The following is a 24,676-nucleotide window of genomic DNA, read 5'->3' as shown; positions in this document are numbered from 1 at the left end:
GGTGTGCACAGAAAATCCCGGCTCAAGGCCGGGATTTTTTTTGGCGCTTTCACCATACCCCCGGCACCATCCGCCATGTCCGCGCGCAATAGCGCGCATATTCGTCCCCGAACGTCTCGCGCAGCAGGGCCTCCTCGGCCCGGATCCGCGCGGTCAGCGGCCATAGCATCAGCGCAGTCAGCATCACGCCGATCAGGGATCGGAACACCAGTACCCACCCTAGCGATCCAACCATGAGCCCCAGGTAGCTGGGATTCCGGATAACGCCGTAGATGCCTGTGGTCACCAGGGTGTGGCCGGGCTGGATGGCAACCAGTCCGCTGAACCGTTTGCCGAGGACGAATACGGGCCAGAGCCGCAGTGTGCCGCCGACGACAAACAGCGCCAGGCCGATCCAGCGCACCGCTTCATCGCCGATTGTCCAGAAGTTGAGCCGATCGGACAGTGCCGGTACGTAGCCTGTCAGCAGTCCGAGGACGCCGAAGGCGATCAGCACCCAGCGGTTGCTGCGATCTTCGCGCTCGCTCGTACTGATATTCCCGCCGGAGAAGGTTGCGATAACGGCCATGGCCATGGTGCCGACGACAGCGGCGGTCCGGACGGGATTGGCGAAGCAGGCGGCGACGCCGCCCCATCCGGCGATGGGCAGCGCCAGATACGCGAGCGAACCGGTCAGGGTGAAGAACACCAGGCGGGGGGAAGGTCGCATGTGGCCTCCGTCTGCGGTGGGTTGAGTCTGGCAGGGTATGCCTGCCGGCATCGCGCTGTCGAGCCGTAGATCGTCCACGATCAATGGGACAATGCCGCCTGATCCCCAATTCGCACCAGGCAGACCATGGCTCTTATCGACCTCAGCAACCTCCAGCAAGCGGCGCACGCCTTCGGCGAGGCGCGCGGCTGGGGCAAGTATCACAGCCCGAAGAATCTGGCGATGGCGCTTAGCGTGGAAGTGGCCGAGCTGGTGGAAATCTTCCAGTGGCAAACCGAGGAAGAGTCGCGCGACATCATGTCGACGACCGAGCGTGCACACGTCGAGCAGGAACTGGCCGATATCACGATCTACCTGACGCAGCTGGTGACGGCGCTGGGCGTCGACCTGGACGCGGCGGTGCGCGCCAAGATGGAGATGAACGCGCGCAAGTACCCGGCGCCGGCCGAGGGAAAGTAGGCCACGGCGCGAAGCCGCATGCCGCGCGCGAATCACGTGTCCGCATCCTGACAGCCGCGTACGGCAAATGCGGCTAGACTTGGTCCATCGTCTCTCGGGGAGATCGCGGCCATGGCAGTGCGCAAGCAAGGCAAGTCATCGGACAATGTCCACATTGGTATCGGCGGCTGGAATTTCGCGCCGTGGCGCGACAATTTCTATCCGGCGGGCCTGCCGCAGGCGCGTGAACTGGAATACGCGAGCCGCCACCTGACCGCCATCGAAATCAACAGTACCTATCACGGCACGCAGAAGCGCACGTCATTTGCCAACTGGCGCGATGCCACGCCCGATGACTTCGTGTTCGCCGTCAAGGCGTCGCGCTTCGCCACCAACCGGCGCATCCTGGCCGAGGGCGCGGATTCGATTCATCGCTTTATCGACAGCGGCATCGCCGAGCTGCGCCACAAGCTCGGCCCCGTCGTCTGGCAGTTCGCACCGACCAAGCAGTTCGTGCCAGATGACTTCGAGGCCTTCCTGAACCTGCTGCCGGACTCCGTGGAAGGCGTGCCGCTACGGCACGTGCTGGAGGTGCGCCACGCGAGTTTCATGTGCGACGAATACCTGAAGCTGGCACGCAAGTTCAAGGCGGCCACGGTATTCACCGATTCTCCAAAATTCCCGTCATTTGCCGATCTGACCGCCGACTTCGTCTACGCGCGCCTGATGAATGCACAGGAAAAGCTGGCGACCGGTTACGCGCCCAAGGACCTGGACCAGTGGGCCGGACGCGTCGCAAGCTGGGCCGAAGGCAAGGCGCCCGATGACCTGCCTGCGGTGGAAGACAAGCCGGGCGTGAAGCTCAAGCCGAAGGCGGTGTACCTGTTCTTCATTAATGGCGCGAAGGAACGGGCGCCGTCGGCGGCCGGCGCGCTGCTGGAGCGGCTGGGCTGGACACCGACCGAAGATGTCCCGGTGAAGGTTGCGGTGTCGAGGCCGGCCGCCGTGGAGGCACCGGCGGAGGCACCGGCAAAAAAGGCGCCGGCAGGAAAGGCACCCCAAAATAAGGCTTCAGTAGAGAAAGCGCCGACAGGGAAGGCACCGGCAAAGAGGCCGGCTGCAAAGAAGGCGGCAACGAAGAAGGCGGCAACGAAGAAGGTGGCAACGAAGAAGGTGGCAACGAAGAAGGTGGCAACGAAGAAGGCCGCCAGCAAGGCAGCCGCACCCACGCCCCCGGCCAGGAAGGCGCCCGCCAGGAAGGCCGCTGCGAAGAAAACCGCCAGCCGCGCCGCCGCGTAAGGCCATGCGTGCCAGCCAGCCCCCATCCCAGGTGAGCGCGCTGCGGTGCGAACCCTTTTCGGCGCTGCCGCTGGAACCGATGTGGCTCGACGCGCTGGCGCAATCGGGCCACGTTTCAATGACGCCGCTGCAGTCCGTCGCCCTGCCCCTGGCGCTTGCCGGTCACGACCTGATCGTGCAGGTGCGCCAGGGCGGCGGCAGTGCCACGACGCTGGCGATCGCCCTGCTCCACCGGCTCGATCCGCAACGTTTCGACGTCCAGGCGCTGGTGCTGTGTCCCACCCGCGATCGCGCCGACATGGTAGCGCGCCGCATCCGGCAGTTGGCGCGGGTGGCTGGGCAGGTCAAGGTGGCGCTGCTATGCACCGGCATGCCGATCCGGGCACAAATCGATAGCCTGATCCACGGCGCGCATATCGTTGTGGGCACACCGGGACGCATGCTCGACCATATCGATGCGGCAAGCCTGGATCTTCGTGCGGTGAACACGGTCATCTTCGAAGCCGCCGACACCATGCTCGACATGGGGTTTGCCGATGACATCGCCTTCGTGGCCAGCCGTTGCCCGAAGTCACGGCAGACGCTGCTGTTCCATGCGTCGCCCGACGCCGATCCGCCGCCGGAGATCGTCCGGCTGGCCCGGCAATGGCAGCGCAAGCCGCGCGCCGTCCGGCTGGTGCCGGGCGAGCAACCGTCTGTGTAAAGCCGTGCGCCGCGCCAACACGGGCGGCGAAGATTCGTGAAAGTCACCCTGTGAGGCGGCGCTTTCGTTTGCTAATCTGGTTAGACGCAGCCAGACACCGGGGGGTGCGGGCTTTTGCGCAGCACCGCAGATTGATCGAGTCTGGGCAGCGACTGTTTCCAAAACGGCAACAAGGAGTCGGTGACATGAAGACCGCACGGCAGGTTCTGGAAAACAAGGCAAATCACGCCATCTTCAGTATTCCACCCACGGCGACGGTGTACGCGGCGCTGCAGCTCATGGCCGACAAGGGCATTGGCGCGCTGCTGGTAATGGAACACGACAAGATCGTCGGCATCCTGAGCGAACGGGATTACGCGCGCAAGGTGATCCTGATGCAACGCACGTCGCGAGAGACGCTGGTCAAGGAAATCATGACCACGGCCGTGATTTATGTACGTGCCGAACAAAGCACCGACGATTGCATGGCGCTGATGACCAGGCATCGCCTGCGGCACTTGCCGGTGATGGAGGGCGACAGGCTGATGGGCATGTTGTCGATCGGCGACCTGGTCAACGACATCATCAGCGAGCAACGCTTCACGATCGAACAGCTCGAACACTACATCACGGGCGGCTCGCGCTAGCCGGCGCGCCCGCCTCCGCCCGAATCCTGCCCTTCGCCCCCCGGACACGTCATGACGTGCCCGGGGCGTCGCTCAGCCTGTGGTTTTTGCGGCCTGCCGCGCGTCCGAGGGCAAACGGATCGAGCGCGAAAATACTAAGCATGCATATAATTATCCGGTTACTGAATAAGGACCGCGTCGATGTCATGCGGCCCGATTTTTTGTGGCCTACACGGCACCCCTGGCGCCGCCCGCACCCTCCGCATCCCATCGCATGTCATCGCCCTCGCCCTCACAGTCCGTCACGCTGGACGCCGCTCCCGTTGTACACGACCACGCCGCGATCATGCGCGTGATCGGCGGCATCGTGCTCTGTATCCTGCTGGCTGCCCTCGACCAGACCGTGGTGATCCCGGCCGTGCCGGCCATCGCCAACGACCTGAACGGTTTCGGCCATCTGTCGTGGATCGTCACGGCCTACCTGATCGTGTCGACGGTCACCACGCCGCTCTACGGCAAGCTGTCTGACAGTTTTGGCCGCCGGCGCCTGCTGATGCTGGCGATTTCGCTATTTATTGCCGCATCGGTGGCGTGCGCGCTGGCGCAGTCGCTGACGCAGCTGATCGTGTTCCGCGCGCTGCAGGGCGTGGGCGGTGGCGGTCTGATGTCGCTGGCCCAGGCGGCCATCGCCGATGTGGTGGCGCCGCGTCAGCGCGGCCGCTACCAGGGCTACCTGGCGACGGTCTGGGCGGTCTCGTCGATTGCGGGACCGCTGGTGGGCGGCTGGGTGTCCGACCACATGTCGTGGCGCTGGCTGTTCTGGATCAACGTGCCGCTGGGCCTGCTGGCGATGGCCATGTGCTATCGCGGGCTGGCGCACCTGCGTGCGCGGGGCGGCCGGCCGCAGGTGGACTGGCTCGGCGCCAGTTTGCTGGCGGTAGCCATCGTCGCCTTTCTGCTGGCGATGAGCTGGGCCGGCGAAGCCTTTGACTGGATCTCGCTGGAAATGGGCGGCCTGCTGCTGCTGACGCTCGTGGCCGTGGCGCTGCTGGCCTGGCAGGAACGGCGCGCCGCCGATCCGATGCTGCCGCCGCGCCTGTTCGGCAACCGCGCCTATGTGATGGGCGTGGGCGCTTCGTCGCTGGCTGCGCTCAATATCTTCCTGTGCATCTTCGCGCTCCCGCTGCACTTCCAGCTGGTGCGCGATGCCGATGCCTCGACGTCGGGCCTGCTGGTGGTGCCGTTTCTGCTGGCCACGGTGGCCGGCAACTTCGTGGTGGCCTGGCTGGCGCCGCGCCTGGGCCGCATGCGCGAGATCCTGACCGGCGGCTACGTGGCCGCGGCCGTGGGGCTGGTGTCACTGGCCACCGTCACGGCTGCCGTGCCCACGACACTGGTAGTGATGGCGATGACGATTGCCGGCATCGGCCTGGGCATGTCGATGGTGGGCACGCTGATTTCGGTGCAGAACGCGCTGGAGCGCCGCGACATGGGCGCCGGCACCGGTGCGCTGCTGGTGATCCGCTCGTTGGGCAGCGCACTGGGCGGCGCACTGGCCGGCACGCTGCTGGCGATGGAATTCCGCGCCGCGCTGGCGCGTTCGGGTGCGAACCAGGCGCTGGACCTGGGCTCGCTGCGCCATGGCAGCGAGGCGATGGCCCATCTGTCGCCGGCCGTGCGCCAGGTGCTGGCGGGCGGCGTGGAATCGGGCTTCCATCTGATCTTCGCGGCGGGCGCGGTCGCGGCCATCGTCGCGCTGGTCATCGTGCGGCGCATGCCAGACCTGGAACTGCGCAGCAGCGTGACCGAACACGCGGCCAAGATTCACATGGACTGAAGCTCGTCGGCGCCCGGCGGCGCCTGTGTCTGCGGCCCCGCGTCATGACCGTCATGACGTGAAGCGCCCGAGAGCGTAGACTTTGCTGCACTAACGGAAACCGGAGCCTCTACCCATGTCTCGCGAACGCACCTCGGCAACTGCAGTCCACATGGACCGGAAGCGGCACCACCTCCAGCGCACGGCCCTGCTTGGCGCGTTGGGCCTGGCCGCCGCGGCCGCCATGCTGCCGCACCCTGCCCGCGCCGCAGACAAGCCCGCCACGGCGTCCACGCAGCCGGCCGGCAATTGCCCGGCTTCGCTGAATTTCCGTTTCCCGCGCCTGCAGGACGAATCGCCCCAGAACCTGTGCCAGTACGCCGGCAAGGTCGTACTGGTGGTCAACACCGCCAGCTATTGCGGATTCACGCCGCAATACGAAGGCCTGGAGGCGCTTTACGCCAAGTACCGCGACCGCGGGCTGGTGGTGCTGGGCTTCCCGTCGAACGACTTCTCGCAGGAGCCTGGTTCGGCGAAGGAAATTTCGGACTTCTGCTACAACACCTACGGCGTCAAGTTCCCGATGCTCGGCAAGTCCCACGTGCGCGGCGGCGAGGCCAACCCGATGTACGTCATGCTGACGAAGGAAACCGGCACCGCGCCGAAGTGGAACTTCTACAAGTACCTGATCGACCGCAAGGGCCAGGTCGTTGGCAGCTACAACAGCATGGTCAAGCCCGACGACAAGCAGTTCGTGGCCAAGATCGAAGAGTTGCTGTCTACGCGCTGAATCGCCCCGCCGCCGGCACCCGTCCGGCTCTTTCGGCCCGCTTTCCATAATTCTTGATTCACATCAATTGAAAACACCGTGCAAGTGAGTACTTTCGCCGCTTAAAAATAACCACAAGCGGACGAGGGAGTCATGAGCAAGGTGCTTTACGAATATAACGGGCACGTCTGCCTGGCGTTTACGGACCTGGTCGACGATACGCATGGCGAAGCGGTGCAGAGCAACCAGTTTCTGGTGGTCGATCACGGGCACGCGGCGCTGATCGACCCGGGCGGGCAGATGACCTATGGCGAGCTGTACATGACGATCAGCCGCTATTTTCCGCCCAAGCAGCTCGATTACGTGCTGGCGTCGCACGCCGATCCCGACATCGTGGCGTCTGTGGGGCGCTGGCTGACGGCGTCCGAGAGCCGCGTGCTGATCTCCGAGGTCTGGTCGCGCTTCCTGCCGCATTTCTGCCAGACCGGCAAGACCGCCGGTCGCATTGTCCCGATTCCCGATGCGGGCGTGGTGGTGCCGCTGGGCAGGTCGTCGATCATGGCCGTGCCGGCCCATTTCCTGCATTCCGAGGGCAATTTCCAGTTCTACGATCCGGTCAGCAAGATCCTGTTTTCGGGCGATCTCGGCGCGTCGATGACCACGACGGACGAGGCGCGCGGCGACGTGACCGATTTCGACGCCCACGCGGCACGCATGCTGGGGTTCCACCGCCGCTACATGAGCGGCAACAAGGCCTGCCGGCTGTGGGCGGCCATGGCGCGCACGCTCGATATCCAGTGCATCGTGCCCCAGCACGGGCCGTCGATCCGGGGGCGCGAGATGGTGAAGCGGTTCATCAACTGGATCGACCAGCTCCAGTGCGGGCTGGATCTGATCGACGCCAGTCACTATCAGGTGCCCACGCAGGTCCTGCGCTGACCCCTCCGGCGCGCCGTCAGTCGCGCACCAGGCCTTCGGCCCGCATTGCCGCCTGCACGGCCGGGCGGGCGGCCACGCGCGACAGGTATTCCTGCAGCCTCGGGTATGCATCGAGCTTAAGGTGCAGCAGCCGGGCCCAGCTGACGATGGTGAAGCAATACGCATCGGCCACGCTGAACTGGCTGCCCAGCAGGTAATCGCGCGACGCCAGGTGTTGGTCCAGTTCGCCAAAACGCTTGTGCAGCTTCGCCTTGCAGGCCTCGACGGTGCTGGCGTCGGTTTCCTTGTGCCACAGCCAGGGGCTGAACACCTTGTGCAGTTCGGTGGAGATCAGCGTCAGCCAGCCCACGGCTTCGAGCCGGGCCTGGGTGCCGGGCGCCGGCAGCAGGTTGCGTTCGGGTACCTGATCTGCGATGAACTGGAGCAGGGCGGACGCCTCGCTGTGGCGCGACCCGTCATCGAGCTGCAGCAGGGGCACATAGCCGCGCGGGTGGATGGCGTAGTAGTCGTTGCTGCCGTTCTCGGGCTCGGCCAGTGTGTGATGGATCAGGTCGACGCGGGCCAGCGTGACGGGCAGGCCGGCCTCGCGCAGGGCGATATGAACGGCCATCGAGCAGGCGGCGGGCGAGTAGTAGAGCTTCATGGGATTCCTTGGAGACGGCACGGCGCGGGGTGCGGTGTGCGGTGATGGCAGTCTAGGCAGCCCCCCCGGGCCCACACAATGCGTGGCGACGCACAGCGGGTATGCAAAGATGCATGGCCTGCATGACGTGTCCGGAGGATGCCGATGCACGGCGCCCGGGGCAGGGCGCGCGGTGGCCGCGCGCGGGCCGCTGGCTTGCGATATGCTCGCGAGGCTGACCTGACCCCCAGAGGAGACAAGATGAAGCTAGTCCGTGTAGGAAACCCCGGCGCCGAGCGTCCGGGCCTGGTTGACCGTGATGGCCGCGTGCGCGACCTGTCCGGTGTCGTGGGCAATATCGGCCCGGGCGAACTGGCGCCGGCGGCGCTGGCCCGGCTGGCCGCGATCGACCCGGCCACGTTGCCCGTGGTGGAGGGCCAGCGCCATGGCGTGCCCTGGACCGGCATCGGCAAGATCATCGCCATCGGCCTGAACTACGCGGACCACGCCGCCGAGGCCGGCATGCCGCTGCCGGCCGAGCCGATCGTGTTCCTGAAGGCGAATACCTCGCTGAACGGCCCGAACGACGCCGTGATGCTGCCATTCGAGTCGCAGAAGTCGGACTGGGAGGTGGAACTGGGCGTGGTCATCGGCACGACGGCGCGCAATGTGTCCAAGGCCCAGGCGCTGGAACACGTGGCGGGCTACTGCGTGGTGAACGATGTGTCCGAGCGCGAATTCCAGCTCGAACGCGGCGGCACGTGGGACAAGGGCAAGGGCTGCGACACGTTCTGCCCGGTCGGCCCGTGGCTGGTCACCCGCGACGAGGTGCCGGACGCCCAGAAGCTGGGCATGTGGCTCGACGTCAATGGCGATCGCATGCAGAAGGGCAGCACCGCGACGATGGTATTCGACGTGGCCACCGTGGTCAGCTACGTCAGCCGCTTCATGACGCTGGAGCCCGGCGACCTGATCGCCACCGGCACGCCGCCCGGCGTGGGCATGGGCTTCAAGCCGCCGCGCTACCTGAAGGCCGGCGATGTGATGCGCCTGGGCATCGAGGGCCTGGGCGAACAGAGCCAGAAAGTGGTGGCGTACGGCGAACGCTAGATTCTGCGATGTGAAAAATGCGGGGCGAACGCGTGGCTTCGCGAGGTTCCCCGCTGAAACATCGTCTTGCAAAGCGTCGCGTTTTCAAACAAAGCGTCCGTTAAGGGCAACAGTTTTGGGGCCATTTGGGGCGCTTTCGCACGAAATCGGCATTCGGGGTTTTACCTCTCGGGGGTGCGTGAAATACTGTTCCTACATGATGTCTGCCAAACAAGAGCAATGCCATGTCTGAACACGCCCCCGAAATCGAGTCGATATTGAAGACCGTCTCGGTCAGCCTCGCCAAGAACGGTCCCACCCGCACCTTCTGCACCCTGCATGACACGCTCGACTCGCGTGACGAACTGCAGGACATCCGCCGCAGCATCCACCAGCATCCCGAACTCGCCTTCAATGAAGTCCGTACCGCCGAGCTTGTCGCCAGCAAGCTCGAAGGGTGGGGCTACGCCGTGACGCGCGGCGTGGGCGGCACCGGGGTGGTGGCGACGCTCAGGTCGGGCAGCGGCAAGCGCAGCGTCGGCATTCGCGCCGATATGGACGCGCTGCCGATCCACGAGCGCACCAACCTGCCATATGCCAGCGTGAATGAAGGCCGGATGCACGCCTGCGGCCACGATGGTCACACCGCCGTGCTGCTGGGCGCCGCCCGCCAGCTGGCGCGCACGCGGCACTTCAACGGCACCGTCAACCTGATCTTCCAGCCTGCCGAGGAAATCGGCGCCGGCGGGGGGGCCGAGCGCATGCTGGCCGATGGCCTGTTCGAACGGTTTCCGTGCGACGCCATCTTCGGCCTGCATAACCACCCTGGCGTGGAAGCCGGTACGTTCATGTTCCGCGCGGGGCCGTTCATGGCCGCGTGCGACACGGTGACGATCACCATTCGCGGCAAGGGCGGCCACGCGGCCCGTCCGCACCAGTCGATCGACCCGATTCTGGTGGCCGGCAGCCTGGTGATGGCGCTGCAATCGATCGTCGCGCGCAATGTCGATCCGAACGAGACCGCCGTGGTCACCATCGGCACGCTGCACGCCGGCCACGCGCCAAATGTGATCCCGGACAGCGCGCGCATGGAAATCAGCGTGCGGTCGTTCAGCGCCGAAGTGCGGGCGTCGATGGAGGCGCGTATCCGCCAGCTGGTCACGGCACATGCAGAAGGCTATGGTGCCGCCGCCGATATCGACTACGTGCGCGGCTATCCGGTGCTGGTCAACAGCGAGGCGGAAACCGAATTCGCCCGGCAGGTGGCCGAGGAACTGGTGGGCCCGGAGCGGGCGGTGGGCAATTTCCATCGCATCGCCGGCAGCGAGGACTTCGCGTACTTCCTGCAACAGCGCCCGGGCTGCTTCGTGCGGATGGGCAATGGCGCCAACCAGCCGCTGCTGCACAACGCCGGCTACGACTTCAACGACGACAACCTGACCGTTGGCGCGGCGTACTGGACGCGCCTGGTGGAACGATATCTGGCGGAATAACGATCGATTCGCAGCAGGTTTGCAGATCGACAAGCCGCCAGGGCAGAGCGGGTCACTTGAAGAAGGCGCTCGGCGGCACGCCAAATTGCCGCCGGAACATTGTCGCGAAGGCGCTTGGGCTGTCGTAGCCCATGTCGAGCGCCACATCCACCACCTTGTCGCCGGCTGCCAGGCGCTCCAGCGCGGCCAGCAGCCGCGCCTGCTGGCGCCATTGGCCAAAGGTCATCCCCGTTTCGCGCGCAAAGCGCCGCTGGATCGTCTTCGGGTCCACGCCCAGGCGCGTGCCCCAGTCGGCCAGCGTCAGGTCGGTATCGGGCTCGCCGACGATCTGGTCGCAGATCGTGCGGAGGTCCGGGTCGGTGGGGCGGGGCAGGTGCAGCGGCAGCGTCGGCACCAGCTTCACTTCGTCGAGCAGCAGCCGCATCAGGCGGCCATCGCGCGAATCCATTTCATATAGAGGGGGCACGTCGATGGCGGCCAGGATCAGCTCGCGCAGCAGCGGCGATATGCCCAGAACGGTACATTGGGTGGGCAGATCGGGCGCGGCGTCGGGGCGGATATAGGCGGTGCGCATCTGCACCCGGCCCACCATGCGGATCCAGTGCGTGGTGCCGCCCGGCATCCACATGCCGCGCGTGGGCGGCACGGTCCACTGGCCTTCGGCCGTCGAGACCACCATCACACCATGCATGGCATGGATCAGCTGGGCATGCGGATGCTGGTGGGGCTTGGTGACATGGCCCGGCACATAGTCGGCAGCCATGGCCGTGACCGGCATCGGGCTGCGGTCGTACTGGATATAGGCGGGGCGCTCGGCATAGGTGTCCGCGCGGGCGTCCATGGCGGGATCGCGCGGCGCATCGGCGGGCAGGGGTTTGCTGCCCGGCGTGTCGTGGTCCACCCAGGCGATGCGTGGGGCAGGGTGGGCGGGAGATTTCGGTGATGTGGACGGCTTACGGCGCTGCGGCGGTCGCTGAGTACCCGGCATGTCCTTTTCTCCAAGGTTGCGGCCTTATTCTCGCAGGACAGGCGCGGATTTGCCAATTAGCATCGTCACACTTCCTTTAATACCGTCGAAACGGGCACCGGGAAGATTCCTGAGAAGAAAACTGGCCAATGCGCCCCCGACCATGAGCACAACCGTCAATTCCGCCGCCGCCGCGGCGCCTCGCGAGGAGGGCACGCGCTTCCGTGTGCTGTACGCGATCAGTTTCGCGCACTTCCTCAACGACATGATCCAGTCGCTGATCCTGGCCATCTATCCGATGCTCAAGGGCGGCTTCAACCTGAGCTTCGTGCAGATTGGCCTGCTGACGCTGACGTACCAGATCACCGCATCGCTACTGCAGCCGATCGTGGGCCTGTACACGGACAAGCATCCGAAGCCTCATTCGCTGGCCATCGGCATGGGCTTCACGCTGGGTGGCCTGCTGTTGCTGTCGGTGGCGCCCAGCTACGGCGTGCTGCTGATGGCGGCGGCGCTGGTGGGCACCGGATCGTCGATCTTCCATCCCGAGTCGTCGCGCGTGGCGCGGCTGGCGTCGGGCGGCCAGCATGGCCTGGCGCAATCGATTTTCCAGGTGGGCGGCAATGGCGGCAGCGCCATGGGTCCGCTGCTGGCGGCGTGGATCGTCCATACGCAGGGCAGCGTGGCGTGGTTCTCGCTGGCGGCCCTGCTGGCCATTGCGGTGCTGTGGCAGATCGGCGGCTGGTACGGCCGGCATCTGGCCGAGCGCGCCGCGAAGAAGAAGGCCGCCACCGGGGCGGTCAGCAAGCTGCCGACATCGACCGTCGTGCGCGCCATGACCGTGCTGCTGCTGCTGATCTTCTCGAAGTATTTCTATATGGCCAGCCTGAACACGTACTACACGTTCTATCTGATGGAGAAGTTCGGGCTGACGCGCCAGACGTCGCAGGTCTACCTGTTCCTGTTCCTGTTCGCGGTGGCGGCGGGCACGATCCTGGGCGGCCCGATCGGTGACCGCATTGGCCGCAAGCGCGTGATCTGGGCGTCGATCCTCGGCGTGGCACCGTTCACGCTGATGCTGCCGCACGCCAACCTGTTCTGGACGGCCGTGCTGACGGTGATCATCGGCTTCATCCTGGCATCGGCGTTCTCGGCCATCCTGGTGTTTGCCCAGGAACTGATTCCGGGCAAGGTGGGCATGGTGTCGGGCATGTTCTTCGGCTTCGCGTTCGGCATGGGCGGCATCGGCGCCGCCGTGCTGGGCAAGCTGGCCGACGCCCATGGCATCGAATCGGTCTACCAGTTCTGCGCCTACCTGCCGCTGCTGGGCCTGCTGGCGGTGTTCCTGCCAGACCTGCGGGGGCGCGCGAAGGCCGCCTGACGAGGTTTGCTGGGTGCGCCCCTCTCCCGCCTTGCTGGCGAGGGGCGCAAGACCATCATCGCTACTTGCCGGCCTTGTCCTGCGACACATCCATGATCATGCGCGTCAGCAGGTACAGGCGCGGCGTGACCGAGTTCAGGTCCACATACTCGGCGTCGTTCGAATGGGCGCCGAACCCGCGCAGGCCGAAGCGTTCGATGACCGGCGCCTTGGTGGCTGCCGCGGCAAACGCGGCATCGGTGCCGCCGCCTTCGGCCGTGTCATAGACGGCCAGCTTTTCACCGATTTCCGCATAGATGCCCTGGGCATGGGCGGCCAGGGCGCGCGCGGCCGGCGTGACCTCCAGCGGCGGACGGCGGCGCTCGAACTTGACCTCGACCTTGGCGTCGGGAATCAGCTTCTTCTGCGTCCGTTCCTTCAGCGTCTTCTCCAGGCCGTCGTAGTCGGCGGTGCGCAGCACGCGCACATCGGCCTGGGCCGAGGCCACGGCTGGAATCACGTTGCGATTGGTGCCGGCCTGCGACAGCGTCCAGTTGACCTTGAGCCCGGTATCGGGATTCGACAGGTCGCGCATCTGCAGGATCTGGTGTGACATCTCGTACAGCGCATTCCGGCCGAGTTCCGGCGAGCTGCCCGCGTGCGATGACTTGCCCTCCACCTTGAGCGCGATGGCGCCGATGCCGCTGGTGGCCAGCGACAGGCGGTCTCCGGTCACGCGCGTCGCCTCGCAGGAGAACACGGCGTCCTGCTCCGATCCAAGCTTCGTCAGCATCGCGCGGGCGCCCGGCGAGCTGATTTCCTCGTCGCCATTGATCAGCACGGTCAGCGTGCCGTAGTCCTTGAAGTTCATCTTCTGCAGGATCGCCACGGTGTGCAGGATCACGGCCACGCCGTTCTTGTCATCGGCGATGCCCAGCCCGTAGGCCTTGTCGCCTTCGACGCGGAACGGCTGCTGTGCCAGCATGCCGCGCAGGTACACGGTGTCCATGTGGGCGATCAGCATGATCTTGCGCTTGCCCGTGCCCTTGAATGTGGCATGCACCATCTTGCCCACTTTCTCGGGCGTGTCCTCCATGCGGTAGACCTCGGTCGGCTCCACCAGCCTGGCGTCGCCACCCATGGCGGCCAGCCGGTCGCGGATCAGATTGGCAATGCGGTCCAGGCCTTCGATGTCCTTGCTGCCGGATTCGATCGACACCAGATCCTTCATGGTGCCGATGAGCGCGGGCTTTTCCTGCTGGGCAAGCTGGTAGACGGGTTCGACCGGCGCCGCTGCGGCGGTGCTGGCAAACAGCGCGGTGGCCAGGGCGGCCGACGACAGGGTGACAGGACGATGACGAAACACGGGGCGGGGGACGGGCACGAAACGACTCCTCTTTCTTCCTGGTGGTGTGAAGCCGACATGTTGCGCGCGCAACGCGCACGGGTCCAGTACCCTGGCATCGGTTTTGCGGCATCATCTGGGTCATGAAGTCCGCCGTACCCCAGCCCTCCGCATTACCCGCCATGTCTGCCCGTCCCGCCTGCGCCCACTGCCTGGCCCTCGCCGAAGATCCGCGCCGCCGCGAGCCGCATCCGTGCCTGGCGCTGCGCAATACCGCACCGCTGGTCAGCCAGAGCGCGGCTGGCGTGCCCTTCAGCATGATGTCGTTCACCTGCCGCGAATGCGGTACGGCCTGGCGGCTCTACGACCGCGCCAACGAACTGTTCGTGTCGTGGGTGCCCGAGCACCCGCTGGTCCGATAGCCGTCCCGACACCCGCTGGTCCGATAGCCGTCCCGAGCACCCGCTGGTCCGATAACCGTCCCGACACCCGCTGGTGCGATAAACGTCCCGGTACCCGCTGGTGCGATAGCCGCCCGCGCGGCAGGGGTGGCGTAGCCGATCAGCTAAGATAGCGGCTGGCCGGACGCCGCCGACGCGCGCCACCCGGTTCCCAGACGATTTTCTCCGCGCGCCGCGTACGCGCCCATCCCACGTAATTCCCGCTTCCAAAGCCCGACCATGGCCGTTTTCCGTCTCCTGCCGCTGCGCGCCGCCTGCCTCGCCGTCACGCTGATGGCCTCCGCCGCTGCCCCCGCCCTTGCCGCTGACAACTACCCGAGCCGGCCGATCCGCATGATCGTGGCCTATCCCACCGGTGGGATCAGCGACGCCGTGGCGCGCGCGCTGGGCGAAAAGCTGTCGGTCCAGATGGGCACGTCGGTGGTGGTGGAAAACAAGGCTGGCGCCGGCGGCAGCATCGGCATCGACGCCGTGGCCAAGGCCGCGCCCGATGGTTACACGCTCGGTTTCGCCTCGACCAGCCCGCTGACGCTCAATCCGCACGTGGGCCACGTCAACTATGACCCGCAGCGCGATGTGGCGCCGGTCATGAGCGTGATGTACTCGCCGGTACTGGTGATCGCCACGCCGAGCTTCACCGGCAAGACCTTCCAGGACGTGGTCGCCCAGTCGAAGGCCAGGCCGGGCTCGGTGCGCTGGGCCACGTCGGGCCTGGGCACGGTGGGCCACGTGATGCTGGAACAGGTGCGCTCGAAGTCCAGGGCCGATATCACGCTGATCCCCTACAAGGGTGCCGGCCAGCAGATGAACGACGCGCTGGGCGGGCAGTTCGAGGTGATGAGCACCAACGCCAGCCCGATGCTGAGCCAGCATATGCAGGCCGGCCGCCTGCGGGCCATCGCCGTGGGCGCGCCCAGACGGCTCGACAGTCTGCCCAATGTGCCGACGTTCGACGAACTCGGCTATCCGAAGGCCAACCTGACCTCTACGTTCGGCATCTTCGCGCCGGGCAAGACGCCGGCGGCCATCATCGACAAGCTCAACGCCGAACTGAACAAGGCGCTGGCCGAGCCCGAGGTGCGCGATCGCCTGATGCGCGGCGGCGAGGTGCCTACCGGCGGCACGGCGGCGCAATTCGCCAAGGCCATCCACGCCGAATCGCAGGAAAACGCCCGCATCGTGAAGGAAGCGGGCATCAAGGCGGATTGAGGGTTCCCGGGGCAGGGCGCTGAGCCCTTCCTCAACTCATACTTTCTTCAAGCCACGTCGAGCCGGCTGCCGAGCCGGTAGACCGTGCGCAGCATCACGCCGTTGAACGGCCATAGCGCCAGCTTGGTCCGGATGCGTGACAGATGGCTGTCGATGGTGCGCGACTGTTCTTCCATGTCGGCACCGCGCCAGACCTTGTCGATCATCGTCCGGCGCATGACCAGCGTGCCGAGGTTGCGGAACAGCAGCAGCGCCAGCGCATATTCCTTCGGCGACAGCGTCACCGGCATGCCTTTCACCCAGACCTGGCGCTCGGCCACCGCGAAGCGGAATTCACCGCAGACCAGCTGATCGGGGCCGTTTTCCAGTACCCCGGCCGGCGCGGTGGCCGGCCGCACCGGCTGCGCGGCGGCGCGCCGGCCCAGTGCCTCGATACGCGCGAGCAGTTCGCCGTCGCGTACGGGCTGCGGCACGTAGGCATCGGCGCCGGCCATCAGGCAGCGCGCCACATCCGATTCGGCGTCGCTGGCACCGAACATCATCACGGGCAAACCGTGTCCGAGCGTGCGTCGGACCCAGTCGAGCAATTCCTCGGCATCGGCGTCGGCCACGTCGCGGTCCAGCAGCAGCATGTCGAAGGGCTCGGCATGGATGGCATCGACCAGGGGCGGCCCGCAGCGGAAGCGTGCCAGATGGTGCCCGCCCCGTTGCAGGGCGCGCTCCAGCACCATGATGCGAGCCGGATTATCTTCAAGCGCGGCGATCTTCACGTTGGGTTCCTTGCAGTCCTTGCCGGTCATTCAATGCGGCCCATGGTAGGTCGCGGCCCGCTGAGGACGAAGTAAACATTTGTGGCGGACACAAAAATGAGCATCGTCTTATAGGGTTTGTGCGCAACTCCGCATCTAATGGTCGTCGGACTTAATCACCGGGGCCCCGAATCGGGGAACGCGACGACGCATGACGAACACAGGACTGAGGGTGGCTTCACTGGAGAACGACAGCGCCCAGGCGGCGATGATCCGCGCCATCGTGAACGGCGCCGGCCATGAGTGCGTGACCTTTACCGACGGCCGCCGCATGTTGCTGACCTTGCGCAAGGTCACGTTCGACCTGCTACTGCTGGACTGGGACGTGCCGCAGGTATCCGGCCTGGAAGTGCTGCACTGGGTGCGCACGCACCTGGACCCGCGCGTGCCGGTGATGTTCGTGGCCCGGCGCCAGGCCGAGGCCGATATCGTGGCGGCCCTGGCTGCCGGCGCCGACGACTACATGGTCAAGCCGATCCGGCCGGTGGAACTGTCCGCACGCATCCAGGCGCTGCTGCGACGGGTCTATCCCGATACGCGCCAGCGCTACGACGACCGCCTGACCTGGGGCCGCTACGCATTCGACATCGTGACGCACCATGCCACGCGCGACGGCGCGGTGGTGCCGCTCACGCCCAAGGAATTCGAACTGGCGCTGCTGATGTTCCGCCATGCCAATCGCGTGGTGCCGCGCGAGCACATGGTGACGGCGGTGTGGGGACGCGAGTTCTCGCCGATGTCGCGCACCATCGACACGCACATCTCGCGCGTGCGCAACAAGCTCGGGCTGTGGGACGAAAACGGGGTGCGCGTGGTGCCGGTCTACACCTACGGCTACCGGCTGGAACTGCTGGACGACGGATCTGCCCGCGACGCGGCCGCGCAGGTGGCACCGGCTGGCGCCGGACGAAAAAAAAGGCACCCGAAGGTGCCTTTCCCAGAACAGCAGATCGAGTGAACGATCAGAAAATGTGGCGGATGCCAGCGCCGAAGCTGGTCTGGTTGCCACGACCCGGCAGTTCGGTTTCGGTTGCGCCCGAAACCTTGTTCCAGTCGGCGGCGCCGTAGACCTGGGTACGCTTCGACAGCGAGTACTCGGCGATGAACGCGGCGGTGTAGCGACGACCGTTGTTGTCGTTGACGCCGTTCTTGTTCTCGACGTAGTCGCCGTAGAAGGCGCCGGTCAGGGCCAGGGCCGGCGTGACGTTGTACGTCACACCAGCGTAGCCCAGCGTGTCCTTGCGCGGGTTGGCCGGAGCCAGGCCAGCCAGCTGGGCGCCGGTCGGGTTGTTCCAGCGAGTGGTCGACACGACCAGGGCGTTGTTCAGCGTGTTGTCGATCACGCCGGTCTTGTCCTTGCCGCCGATGTAGCCCAGGAAGAACTTGGCCGGACCGTACGTGTACTTACCGGCAGCGCCCCACATTTGCTGCTTGTTGCCGTTGGCGTCACGGATTTCCTGGTACACGCCACCGAAGCCCAGGGGACCCCAGTTGTAGGCCACGCGTGCGCCGAAGTACGGCGAGTTCGTGCCGGCGCCCGAACCGCTGGCCTTCGTGAAGCTGCCCGGGGTTTCGCCGAAGCCGTAGCTCAGGCCGACGTCCAGGCCGCTGAACGAGCCGCTGTAGCTGATCACGTTGTTACGGCGCAGCTGCGTCAGGCTGTAGTACATCCACGAGTTGCCGTTGTAGTTACCGATGGTCAGCGGATCGTAGTCGCCGAAGAAGTTAAACCCTTCGGTGTACTGGCGGCCCAGCTTGACCGAGCCGAAGTCGCCGGCCAGGCCAACATAGGCTTGACGGTTGAAGATCTGGCCCGGCGAGCTCATCGTGCCGTTGTCGCCGTTGAAGCCGTTTTCCAGCTGGAAGATCGCCTTCAGGTTGTTGCCCAGGGCTTCCGAGCCCTTGATGCCCCAACGGCTTTGCGTGATCGCGCCATTGTCCAGGGCCAGTTGGCCGTGGTTCTGCGCGTCGGCATTGGTGGTGTAGTGAACGCTGTTGTCAATGATGCCGTACAGCGTGACCGACGATTGCGCGAACGCGCTGCCTGCGCACAGCGAACCAACGGCGAGGGCCAGTAGCGATTTCTTCATGGTGCTCCTTTTCTGTCTTGTGGTCGGATCGCCCCGGATCACGGCGCGTCCTTCTTTGTGGATAACGTTTGCACTAAACGCCGCGAAAATTTAACAAAAGGCGGATGTTTCGGACATAAATCCGAAGCGCAGGCGCGTTCCGAGAAGACATTTGGTGCAAATCCGTTGGTTTGCCGCTACACAATGTCGGAAGGCCCGCGAATTGGTGCATGGCACCATGCGCCAGGGCGGTGCAGGTCAGGCGGGGAGCGGGAAAGGAGGCGGGCAGCAGCACGCAATACAACCGCCACGCGTGGCGGTTGTTGCGCTGCAATATCCCCAACGAATGTAGGGAAGGGTTATCCCTCGGTGGGGATGGCGGGGGGCGCGGTGCCGACGCTGGCCGGCGTGCGGCAGGTCAGGCCTGCGGAATCTCGATCTTGACCTCGAGCACTTCCAGGTTGTCCTGGCGCTCAAGGCTGACGCGCAGATCCTGGTCGCTGATCTTCACGTATTTCGAGATGACGGCCACCAGTTCGCGCTGCAGGGCCGGCAGGTAGTCGGCCGGCGCCGAATGGCCGGAACGTTCGTGGGCGAGAATGATCTGCAGGCGCTCCTTGGCGACCGACGCGGACTTCTTCTTCTCCCCGAGCAGGAAGGACAGGATCGACATATGGATGAGCCCTCCTTTTACTTGTTGCCGAAGATGCGCGAGAGCAGGCCCGGCTTCTGGTAGTCAGTGAAACGCAGCGGCTTGTCCTTGCCCAGGAAGCGGTCCACCACGTCGCCGTAGGCGTCGGCCACATCCGTGCCTTCCAGGTGGATGGCCGGGGTGCCCTGGTTCGAAGCATGCAGCACGGCTTCCGATTCCGGTACCACGCCGATCAACTTGATGCGCAGGATTTCCTGGATGTCGGTCAGCGACAGCATCTCGCCGCCATGTACGCGCTTGGGGTTGTAGCGCGTGATCAGCAGGTGTTCCTTGATGGTCTCGCCTTCGCTGGCGCGCTTGGTTTTCGATGCCAGGATGCCCAGGATGCGGTCCGAGTCACGTACCGACGAGACTTCGGGGTTGGTCACGATCAGCGCCTCGTCGGCAAAGTACATGGCCATCAGCGCGCCGGTCTCGATGCCGGCCGGCGAATCGCAGACGATGTATTCGAAATCCATGGCTTTCAGGTCGTTGATGACCTTTTCCACGCCCTCGCGCGTCAGCGCCTCCTTGTCGCGCGTCTGCGACGCCGGCAGGATGAACAGGTTCTCGCACTTCTTGTCCTTGATCAGCGCCTGGTGCAGGTTGGCTTCGCCCTGCACCACGTTGATCAGGTCATACACCACGCGGCGCTCGCAACCCATGATCAGGTCGAGGTTGCGCAGGCCGACGTCGAAATCGATCACGGCAGTCTTGTGGCCACGCAGGGCCAGGCCGGCGGCGAAGCTCGCGCTGGTGGTGGTCTTGCCGACGCCTCCCTTGCCGGAGGTCACTACGATGATTTTTGCCATGGCTCTTGGTCCGGTATGAAAGTTGTTCGTCGTGATGGGCGCGGCGGCGTTATTTCATCCGCAGCGGTTCAAGAATCAGCTTCTCGTCGGCCAGGCGCACCTGGGCCGACTTGCCGAGCACCTCGGCCGGGAGCGTCTGCTCGGCGGTCCGGTAGATGCCGGCGATGGAAATCAGTTCGGGCTCCAGGCACGTGCAGAAGATGCGCGCGTCCGGATTGCCCTTGACGCCCGCCAGCGCACGGCCGCGCAGGGGGGCGTAGATATGGATGTTGCCTTCGGCGATGACCTCGGCGCCGTAGCTGACCAGATCCAGGATCACCACATCGCCCTGCGCGTACACCTGCTGGCCCGAGCGCAGCGGCTTGTCGATCAGCAGCGTGGGGATGGCCCGCGGCGTGGCGGCCGCGGCGTTGGCGGCGGCCATGATCTCGGCGATTTCCGATGCGCTGCCGTTGGCCGCGCCCGAACCGGCGCCCTGCGCACCGTTGCCGGCCGGGCTGGCGCTGGCGGGCGCGTCATCGGCGGCACCCTGTTCGGAAGCCGTTTCGGCACCCTTTTCGGCGTCCGGCTTGTCCCGGGCCGCGTCGTCGCGGCCGCCGCGCCGGCTCTGGCTGTCCAGCAGCGGCAGCCCGAAGCCGCCCGCCCACCCGCGCTGCTCGGGGCGCGCCACCACGCCGATGGCGCGGGCATTCAGGGTGGCCAGGGTGTCGATCACGCGGTCCAGCGCCAGCGCGCTGTCGCCGTCCAGGCGGCGCAGGTCCAGCGCCACCACATCGTCAGAGAAGAAATCGGGGGTCGATTCGAAGCGGGAGAGAAGGTCATCCCGCAGCGCGTCCATGTCCGCGGTCTGCAGGGCGAGAAGGAGGGCGTCGACATTGCCACTGCGCAGCTCGAAACGTGGCGATTTCTTCTGGGACATAGCCGGGTGACCGTGGAAATGGGACATTCTAACGTCGGTTTTCTCGGGAACTGTAACAAATCTTGGTCGGCCCGCAGGGGGTGAACCATGCGGACCATATGCCCCGCGCAAGGGCGCGCGCATGTGGCGGGCGGGGCGGTATGGGTACCGGGATGGCCCGGGTTCGGGTACACCCTGATGTCAGCGCAACGCCTATCGCACGGTTCCGCCGCCCTTGTTACGATTGCGCATCTTGATCGCGGAGGAGCCATGGGCGCCATCGTCAACTGTGCGGCGTATCGCAATGGCAAGAAGCTTGGCAAGGTGGACTTCGCCGATATCGGCCAGGTGCTGGCGGAACCGGGCACGTTCGTCTGGCTGGGCCTGCACGAGCCCGACCTGACGCTGCTGCGCCGGGTGCAGCAGGCGTTCGGGCTGCATGACCTGGCCGTGGAAGACGCGCTGGACGCCCATCAGCGGCCCAAGCTCGAAACGTACGGCGATTCGGTGTTCGTGGTGCTCAACACCGCGCAGCTGGCCGGCGAGGACGTGGTGGTGGGCGAGACCCACCTGTTTGTCGGCCCCAATTACGTGGTGTCGGTGCGCCACGGCGCCAGTTCCACCTATGCGCCCGTGCGCGAACGCTGCGAGGAAGACCCGCAGGGGCTGGCCAACGGCCCGGGCTACGTGCTGTACGCGCTGATGGACTTCGTGGTCGACCACTACCTGCCCATCGTCACGCGGCTGGAAGACACCTTCGAGCAGCTGGAGCAGGGCATCTTCCGCGACGAATTCGACCGCGAGGCCATCCAGCGGCTGTACCACGTCAAGCACCAGGTACTGCGGCTGCGCAATGCCGTGTATCCGGTGGAGGATATCTGCGGCCAGCTGATCCGGCTGCATGAAGACCTGGTGCCCAAGGAACTGCGCGCGTATTTCCGCGATATCGAGGATCACTGCAGCCGCATCGTGCGATCGCTGGACGTGGTGCGCGAGATGCTGACCACGGCCGTCCAGGTCAACCTGGCGCTGGTGACCGTGACGCAGAACGAGGTGGTCAAGCGCCTGGCCGGCTGGGGCGCCATCCTGGCCGTGCCGACGGTGGTGTTCTCGCTGTACGGCATGAACTTCAGCGACATGCCCGAGCTGAAGTGGCACTACGCGTATCCGGTGGTGCTCGGCGTCACCGTCACGGCCTGCGGATTGCTCTGGCGCAAGCTGCACCGGGCCGGCTGGATCTAACGCGGCTGTTTTTTTCCCGGCTTCCGCCGGGCAGCAGGGCAACATCGCGTCCGGGCGGCACTGCGCCGCCCGTTTTTATATTTCGTTTACACCCCCTCTCCCCCTCTCTACCCCGTTTTTACCCCCCGATCCCTAACCTCCTATCCGTGAATCACTCTGCAGGCGACCCGCCTGCACACACATCATGGACGGGATCTATTTCCTCGTATTGCTGGCCTTTGGCGCGTTGACGGGCGCGCTGCTGGCCCTGTGCGCCGCGCTGGGCGCCAACCTGCCCGCTGGCCGTGGCGGCGCCGACGACACCGGCGCGGAGCCCGGCCGGCCCGGGCATCCGGCAACCGACCGGAGGCCCTGATGGACTGGACCGACCTGCTCAGCGGCGGCCTGGCCGTCGCCATCTTCATTTACCTGCTCGTTGCACTGTTCCGGCCGGAGAAATTCTGATGCCCACGTCAACCTTCTCCCAGTTTCTGGGGCTGCTCGCCCTGTTCCTTGCCGTGCTGTTCGTGGTGGGCCCGTTCCTGGGCCGCTACATGCGCCGCGCCGTCGAAGAGGGCAACTATGGGCTGACGGCATGGGGCCGCCCGCTCGAACGCGCGCTGTACCGTCTGGCCGGCGTGCGTGCCGATGCCGAAATGGGCTGGAAACAGTACGCCGTCGCCGTGATCGTGTTCAACGTGATCGGCGTGATTGCCGTGTACGCCATCCAGCGCCTGCAAGGCATGCTGCCGCTGAACCCGCAGGGGTTTGGCGCGGTGTCGCCCGATTCGTCGTTCAACACCGCCGTCAGCTTCGTGGCCAACACGAACTGGCAGGGCTATGCCGGCGAATCCACGATGAGCTACCTGACGCAGATGCTGGCGCTGACGGTGCAGAACTTCGTCTCGGGGGCCACCGGCATCGCGGTGGTGTTCGCGCTGATTCGCGGCTTTGCGCGCCACAGCGCCCAGACCATCGGCAACTTCTGGGTCGATCTGGTGCGCAGCACGCTGTATGTGCTGCTGCCGCTGTCGATCGTGATGGCCGTGGCGCTGGTGGGCCAGGGCGTGATCCAGAACTTCGACAGCTACAAGGACGTGTCGCTGGTGTCGGCCGTGGAATATACGCAGCCGAAGGTCGACGCGGCCGGGCAGCCGGTGATGGACCGCGACGGCAAGCCAGTGACCGAGGACGCCAAAACCGCCACGCAGACGCTGGCGATGGGGCCGGTGGCGTCGCAGGAAGCGATCAAGATGCTGGGCACCAACGGCGGCGGCTTCTTCAACGCCAACTCGGCCCATCCGTTCGAGAATCCCACGCCGCTGTCCAACCTGATCGAGATGCTGGCGATCTTCCTGATCCCGGCCGCGCTGTGCTTCACGTTTGGCGAGATGGTCAGGGACCGCCGCCAGGGCGTGGCCGTGATCGCGTCGATGACGGTGATCTTCGTGGTGATGGCGCTGGCGGCGATGGCGTCCGAGCAGCAGGTCAACGCCGCGCTGTCGGCGCTGCCGGTCGACCATGTGGCATCGGCGCTGCAGGCCGGCGGCAACATGGAAGGCAAGGAAGTGCGCTTCGGCATTTCGGCCAGCGCGCTGTTCGCGACGATCACCACGGCCGCGTCGTGCGGCGCCGTGAACGCCATGCACGACTCGTTCACGGCCATCGGCGGGCTGGTGCCGATGCTGCTGATGCAGCTGGGCGAGGTGGTCTTCGGCGGCGTGGGTTCGGGCCTGTACGGCATGCTGGTCTACGCGGTGCTGGCGGTCTTTATCGCGGGCCTGATGATCGGCCGCACGCCCGAATACCTGGGCAAGAAGATCGAGGCCTACGAGATGAAGATGACCGCCGTGGCCATTCTGGTGACGCCGCTGCTGGTGCTGGTCGGCACGGCCATCGCGGTGATGGCGGAGCCGGGCCGCGCAGGGGTGTTCAACCCCGGCACGCACGGCTTCTCCGAGATCCTGTATGCGCTGTCGTCGGCGGCCAACAACAACGGCAGCGCCTTTGCCGGGCTGTCCGCCAACACGCCGTTCTACAACGTGCTGCTGGCCGCGGCGATGTGGTTCGGCCGTTTCTGGATCATCGTCCCGGTGCTGGCCATGGCCGGATCGCTGGCCGCCAAGCGCCGCACGCCCGCCACGTCCGGCACGATGCCCACGCACGGCCCGCTGTTCGTGGTGCTGCTGGTGGGTTCGGTCCTGCTGGTTGGCGCATTGACCTACGTGCCCGCGCTGGCGCTGGGCCCGGTCGCAGAGCAACTGCAGCCCGCCGCCGTTGCGGCGGCAGCCAAGTAATTCGCGGAGATTCTCATGCAACAACAATCCCCGGCGACGCGTAATACCCCGGCCG

The 24,676-nt window shown here is 65.8% G+C and carries 25 protein-coding genes and 1 pseudogene; 17 read left to right on the top strand and 9 right to left on the bottom strand.

Features of this window, described 5'->3' with window-relative positions:
* Nucleotides 1-49: 49 nt before the first annotated feature.
* Nucleotides 50-709: a methyltransferase family protein gene (locus BLQ58_RS17165; protein WP_092600476.1), complete on the bottom strand. Its 660-nt coding sequence runs from the start codon at nt 707-709 to the stop codon at nt 50-52.
* Nucleotides 710-835: 126 nt separating this feature from the next.
* On the opposite strand from BLQ58_RS17165, the gene BLQ58_RS17160 reads away from it, so the two are divergent.
* From BLQ58_RS17160 to BLQ58_RS17130, 7 genes and pseudogenes are all read left to right on the top strand, one after another.
* The gene (locus tag BLQ58_RS17160) at nt 836-1,168 is read left to right on the top strand and encodes a nucleotide pyrophosphohydrolase (protein ID WP_092600474.1); all 333 of its coding nucleotides are present in this window, start codon (nt 836-838) and stop codon (nt 1,166-1,168) included.
* Between the two features lie 111 nt (nt 1,169-1,279).
* Nucleotides 1,280-2,107: pseudogene (locus tag BLQ58_RS17155) on the top strand (DUF72 domain-containing protein); the annotation flags it as partial.
* Between the two features lie 343 nt (nt 2,108-2,450).
* The gene (locus BLQ58_RS17150; protein WP_092600469.1) at nt 2,451-3,149 is read left to right on the top strand and encodes a DEAD/DEAH box helicase; all 699 of its coding nucleotides are present in this window, start codon (nt 2,451-2,453) and stop codon (nt 3,147-3,149) included.
* A 185-nt stretch (nt 3,150-3,334) separates the two neighbouring features.
* Entirely contained in the window at nt 3,335-3,775 is a 441-nt protein-coding gene (locus BLQ58_RS17145) for a CBS domain-containing protein (protein ID WP_092600467.1), read from the top strand.
* A gap of 325 nt (nt 3,776-4,100) precedes the next feature.
* A complete protein-coding gene (locus tag BLQ58_RS17140; RefSeq protein ID WP_092600465.1) occupies nt 4,101-5,591 on the top strand; it encodes an MDR family MFS transporter in 1,491 nt (496 codons plus the stop codon).
* 151 nt (nt 5,592-5,742) lie between these two features.
* On the top strand, nt 5,743-6,360 hold the full coding sequence (locus BLQ58_RS17135) for a glutathione peroxidase (RefSeq protein ID WP_092600463.1): 618 nt from the start codon (nt 5,743-5,745) through the stop codon (nt 6,358-6,360).
* A 132-nt stretch (nt 6,361-6,492) separates the two neighbouring features.
* Nucleotides 6,493-7,278 carry an oxygen-binding di-iron domain-containing protein gene (locus BLQ58_RS17130; protein ID WP_092600461.1) on the top strand — a complete coding sequence of 262 codons (786 nt, stop codon included), beginning with the start codon at nt 6,493-6,495 and terminating at the stop codon, nt 7,276-7,278.
* A 16-nt stretch (nt 7,279-7,294) separates the two neighbouring features.
* Here the strand turns inward: BLQ58_RS17130 and gstA are convergent, their stop codons facing one another.
* A complete protein-coding gene (gene gstA, locus BLQ58_RS17125) occupies nt 7,295-7,921 on the bottom strand; it encodes a glutathione transferase GstA (protein WP_092600459.1) in 627 nt (208 codons plus the stop codon).
* Nucleotides 7,922-8,161: 240 nt separating this feature from the next.
* Here gstA and BLQ58_RS17120 point away from each other — a divergent pair, with 240 nt between their 5' ends.
* Nucleotides 8,162-9,010 (top strand): fumarylacetoacetate hydrolase family protein, encoded by an 849-nt coding sequence (locus BLQ58_RS17120; RefSeq protein ID WP_092600457.1) that lies wholly within the window; start codon nt 8,162-8,164, stop codon nt 9,008-9,010.
* Nucleotides 9,011-9,234: 224 nt separating this feature from the next.
* The gene (locus BLQ58_RS17115; RefSeq protein WP_092600455.1) at nt 9,235-10,482 is read left to right on the top strand and encodes a M20 aminoacylase family protein; all 1,248 of its coding nucleotides are present in this window, start codon (nt 9,235-9,237) and stop codon (nt 10,480-10,482) included.
* A gap of 52 nt (nt 10,483-10,534) precedes the next feature.
* On the opposite strand, the gene BLQ58_RS17110 is transcribed toward BLQ58_RS17115, so the two are convergent.
* A complete protein-coding gene (locus BLQ58_RS17110; protein WP_175459942.1) occupies nt 10,535-11,323 on the bottom strand; it encodes an AraC family transcriptional regulator in 789 nt (262 codons plus the stop codon).
* A gap of 289 nt (nt 11,324-11,612) precedes the next feature.
* Here BLQ58_RS17110 and BLQ58_RS17105 point away from each other — a divergent pair, with 289 nt between their 5' ends.
* Nucleotides 11,613-12,830, top strand: a complete 1,218-nt coding sequence (locus BLQ58_RS17105; RefSeq protein ID WP_092600453.1) for an MFS transporter — start codon at nt 11,613-11,615, stop codon at nt 12,828-12,830.
* 61 nt (nt 12,831-12,891) lie between these two features.
* Here BLQ58_RS17105 and BLQ58_RS17100 read toward each other — a convergent pair whose 3' ends face one another.
* The gene (locus BLQ58_RS17100; protein ID WP_254776005.1) at nt 12,892-14,151 is read right to left on the bottom strand and encodes a M20/M25/M40 family metallo-hydrolase; all 1,260 of its coding nucleotides are present in this window, start codon (nt 14,149-14,151) and stop codon (nt 12,892-12,894) included.
* A 185-nt stretch (nt 14,152-14,336) separates the two neighbouring features.
* Between BLQ58_RS17100 and BLQ58_RS17095 the strand changes: the two genes are divergently transcribed.
* Both BLQ58_RS17095 and BLQ58_RS17090 read left to right on the top strand, forming a co-directional pair.
* On the top strand, nt 14,337-14,576 hold the full coding sequence (locus BLQ58_RS17095; protein WP_254775992.1) for a hypothetical protein: 240 nt from the start codon (nt 14,337-14,339) through the stop codon (nt 14,574-14,576).
* Nucleotides 14,577-14,834: 258 nt separating this feature from the next.
* Complete coding sequence (locus BLQ58_RS17090) at nt 14,835-15,824, top strand: Bug family tripartite tricarboxylate transporter substrate binding protein (RefSeq protein ID WP_092600447.1); 990 nt, start codon at nt 14,835-14,837, stop codon at nt 15,822-15,824.
* Between the two features lie 47 nt (nt 15,825-15,871).
* Here the strand turns inward: BLQ58_RS17090 and BLQ58_RS17085 are convergent, their stop codons facing one another.
* The gene (locus BLQ58_RS17085) at nt 15,872-16,624 is read right to left on the bottom strand and encodes a response regulator transcription factor (RefSeq protein ID WP_343656471.1); all 753 of its coding nucleotides are present in this window, start codon (nt 16,622-16,624) and stop codon (nt 15,872-15,874) included.
* A gap of 160 nt (nt 16,625-16,784) precedes the next feature.
* Between BLQ58_RS17085 and BLQ58_RS17080 the strand changes: the two genes are divergently transcribed.
* Nucleotides 16,785-17,591: a response regulator transcription factor gene (locus BLQ58_RS17080; RefSeq protein WP_092600445.1), complete on the top strand. Its 807-nt coding sequence runs from the start codon at nt 16,785-16,787 to the stop codon at nt 17,589-17,591.
* 4 nt (nt 17,592-17,595) lie between these two features.
* Here BLQ58_RS17080 and BLQ58_RS17075 read toward each other — a convergent pair whose 3' ends face one another.
* The 4 genes from BLQ58_RS17075 to minC all read right to left on the bottom strand — a co-directional run bounded on the left by BLQ58_RS17075 (nt 17,596) and on the right by minC (nt 21,124).
* Nucleotides 17,596-18,723 carry a porin gene (locus BLQ58_RS17075; RefSeq protein WP_092600443.1) on the bottom strand — a complete coding sequence of 376 codons (1,128 nt, stop codon included), beginning with the start codon at nt 18,721-18,723 and terminating at the stop codon, nt 17,596-17,598.
* A gap of 397 nt (nt 18,724-19,120) precedes the next feature.
* Nucleotides 19,121-19,375: a cell division topological specificity factor MinE gene (gene minE, locus BLQ58_RS17070; RefSeq protein ID WP_008645119.1), complete on the bottom strand. Its 255-nt coding sequence runs from the start codon at nt 19,373-19,375 to the stop codon at nt 19,121-19,123.
* 17 nt (nt 19,376-19,392) lie between these two features.
* A complete protein-coding gene (gene minD, locus BLQ58_RS17065) occupies nt 19,393-20,205 on the bottom strand; it encodes a septum site-determining protein MinD (protein WP_092600441.1) in 813 nt (270 codons plus the stop codon).
* A 49-nt stretch (nt 20,206-20,254) separates the two neighbouring features.
* Nucleotides 20,255-21,124, bottom strand: coding sequence for a septum site-determining protein MinC (minC, locus tag BLQ58_RS17060; RefSeq protein WP_092600439.1), 870 nt, complete (start codon nt 21,122-21,124; stop codon nt 20,255-20,257).
* A gap of 249 nt (nt 21,125-21,373) precedes the next feature.
* Between minC and BLQ58_RS17055 the strand changes: the two genes are divergently transcribed.
* The 4 genes from BLQ58_RS17055 to kdpA all read left to right on the top strand — a co-directional run bounded on the left by BLQ58_RS17055 (nt 21,374) and on the right by kdpA (nt 24,621).
* Nucleotides 21,374-22,345, top strand: a complete 972-nt coding sequence (locus BLQ58_RS17055; protein ID WP_092600437.1) for a magnesium and cobalt transport protein CorA — start codon at nt 21,374-21,376, stop codon at nt 22,343-22,345.
* Between the two features lie 184 nt (nt 22,346-22,529).
* Nucleotides 22,530-22,700, top strand: a complete 171-nt coding sequence (locus tag BLQ58_RS29185; RefSeq protein ID WP_175459939.1) for a hypothetical protein — start codon at nt 22,530-22,532, stop codon at nt 22,698-22,700.
* Complete coding sequence (gene kdpF / locus BLQ58_RS17050; protein WP_092600435.1) at nt 22,700-22,789, top strand: K(+)-transporting ATPase subunit F; 90 nt, start codon at nt 22,700-22,702, stop codon at nt 22,787-22,789. The genes BLQ58_RS29185 and kdpF overlap by 1 nt, the downstream gene beginning before the upstream one ends.
* Nucleotides 22,789-24,621 carry a potassium-transporting ATPase subunit KdpA gene (kdpA, locus tag BLQ58_RS17045; protein WP_092600433.1) on the top strand — a complete coding sequence of 611 codons (1,833 nt, stop codon included), beginning with the start codon at nt 22,789-22,791 and terminating at the stop codon, nt 24,619-24,621. Before kdpF ends, kdpA begins: the two co-directional genes overlap by 1 nt.
* Nucleotides 24,622-24,676 lie beyond the last annotated feature (55 nt).

It is taken from the genome of Ralstonia sp. 25mfcol4.1 (assembly GCF_900104095.1).
Taxonomy (GTDB): Bacteria; Pseudomonadota; Gammaproteobacteria; order Burkholderiales; family Burkholderiaceae; genus Cupriavidus.
The sequence above is the reverse complement of the archived record's forward strand: the minus strand, read 5'-3'. Positions and strand labels throughout refer to the sequence as shown.

Coding starts and splice junctions, on each gene's coding strand:
- BLQ58_RS17160 (WP_092600474.1), top strand. CDS start 836: ATGGCTCTTATCGACCTCAGCAACCTCCAGCAAGCGGCGCACGCCTTC.
- kdpF (WP_092600435.1), top strand. CDS start 22,700: ATGGACTGGACCGACCTGCTCAGCGGCGGCCTGGCCGTCGCCATCTTC.
- BLQ58_RS17130 (WP_092600461.1), top strand. CDS start 6,493: ATGAGCAAGGTGCTTTACGAATATAACGGGCACGTCTGCCTGGCGTTT.
- BLQ58_RS17105 (WP_092600453.1), top strand. CDS start 11,613: ATGAGCACAACCGTCAATTCCGCCGCCGCCGCGGCGCCTCGCGAGGAG.
- BLQ58_RS17135 (WP_092600463.1), top strand. CDS start 5,743: ATGGACCGGAAGCGGCACCACCTCCAGCGCACGGCCCTGCTTGGCGCG.
- BLQ58_RS17145 (WP_092600467.1), top strand. CDS start 3,335: ATGAAGACCGCACGGCAGGTTCTGGAAAACAAGGCAAATCACGCCATC.
- minE (WP_008645119.1), bottom strand. CDS start 19,375: ATGTCGATCCTGTCCTTCCTGCTCGGGGAGAAGAAGAAGTCCGCGTCG.
- BLQ58_RS17090 (WP_092600447.1), top strand. CDS start 14,835: ATGGCCGTTTTCCGTCTCCTGCCGCTGCGCGCCGCCTGCCTCGCCGTC.
- BLQ58_RS17110 (WP_175459942.1), bottom strand. CDS start 11,323: ATGGACGCCCGCGCGGACACCTATGCCGAGCGCCCCGCCTATATCCAG.
- BLQ58_RS17085 (WP_343656471.1), bottom strand. CDS start 16,624: ATGACCGGCAAGGACTGCAAGGAACCCAACGTGAAGATCGCCGCGCTT.
- BLQ58_RS17140 (WP_092600465.1), top strand. CDS start 4,101: ATGCGCGTGATCGGCGGCATCGTGCTCTGTATCCTGCTGGCTGCCCTC.
- minC (WP_092600439.1), bottom strand. CDS start 21,124: ATGTCCCAGAAGAAATCGCCACGTTTCGAGCTGCGCAGTGGCAATGTC.
- BLQ58_RS17095 (WP_254775992.1), top strand. CDS start 14,337: ATGTCTGCCCGTCCCGCCTGCGCCCACTGCCTGGCCCTCGCCGAAGAT.
- BLQ58_RS17075 (WP_092600443.1), bottom strand. CDS start 18,723: ATGAAGAAATCGCTACTGGCCCTCGCCGTTGGTTCGCTGTGCGCAGGC.
- BLQ58_RS17080 (WP_092600445.1), top strand. CDS start 16,785: ATGACGAACACAGGACTGAGGGTGGCTTCACTGGAGAACGACAGCGCC.
- gstA (WP_092600459.1), bottom strand. CDS start 7,921: ATGAAGCTCTACTACTCGCCCGCCGCCTGCTCGATGGCCGTTCATATC.
- BLQ58_RS17150 (WP_092600469.1), top strand. CDS start 2,451: ATGCGTGCCAGCCAGCCCCCATCCCAGGTGAGCGCGCTGCGGTGCGAA.
- BLQ58_RS17115 (WP_092600455.1), top strand. CDS start 9,235: ATGTCTGAACACGCCCCCGAAATCGAGTCGATATTGAAGACCGTCTCG.
- minD (WP_092600441.1), bottom strand. CDS start 20,205: ATGGCAAAAATCATCGTAGTGACCTCCGGCAAGGGAGGCGTCGGCAAG.
- BLQ58_RS17120 (WP_092600457.1), top strand. CDS start 8,162: ATGAAGCTAGTCCGTGTAGGAAACCCCGGCGCCGAGCGTCCGGGCCTG.
- BLQ58_RS17055 (WP_092600437.1), top strand. CDS start 21,374: ATGGGCGCCATCGTCAACTGTGCGGCGTATCGCAATGGCAAGAAGCTT.
- BLQ58_RS29185 (WP_175459939.1), top strand. CDS start 22,530: ATGGACGGGATCTATTTCCTCGTATTGCTGGCCTTTGGCGCGTTGACG.
- BLQ58_RS17165 (WP_092600476.1), bottom strand. CDS start 709: ATGCGACCTTCCCCCCGCCTGGTGTTCTTCACCCTGACCGGTTCGCTC.
- kdpA (WP_092600433.1), top strand. CDS start 22,789: ATGCCCACGTCAACCTTCTCCCAGTTTCTGGGGCTGCTCGCCCTGTTC.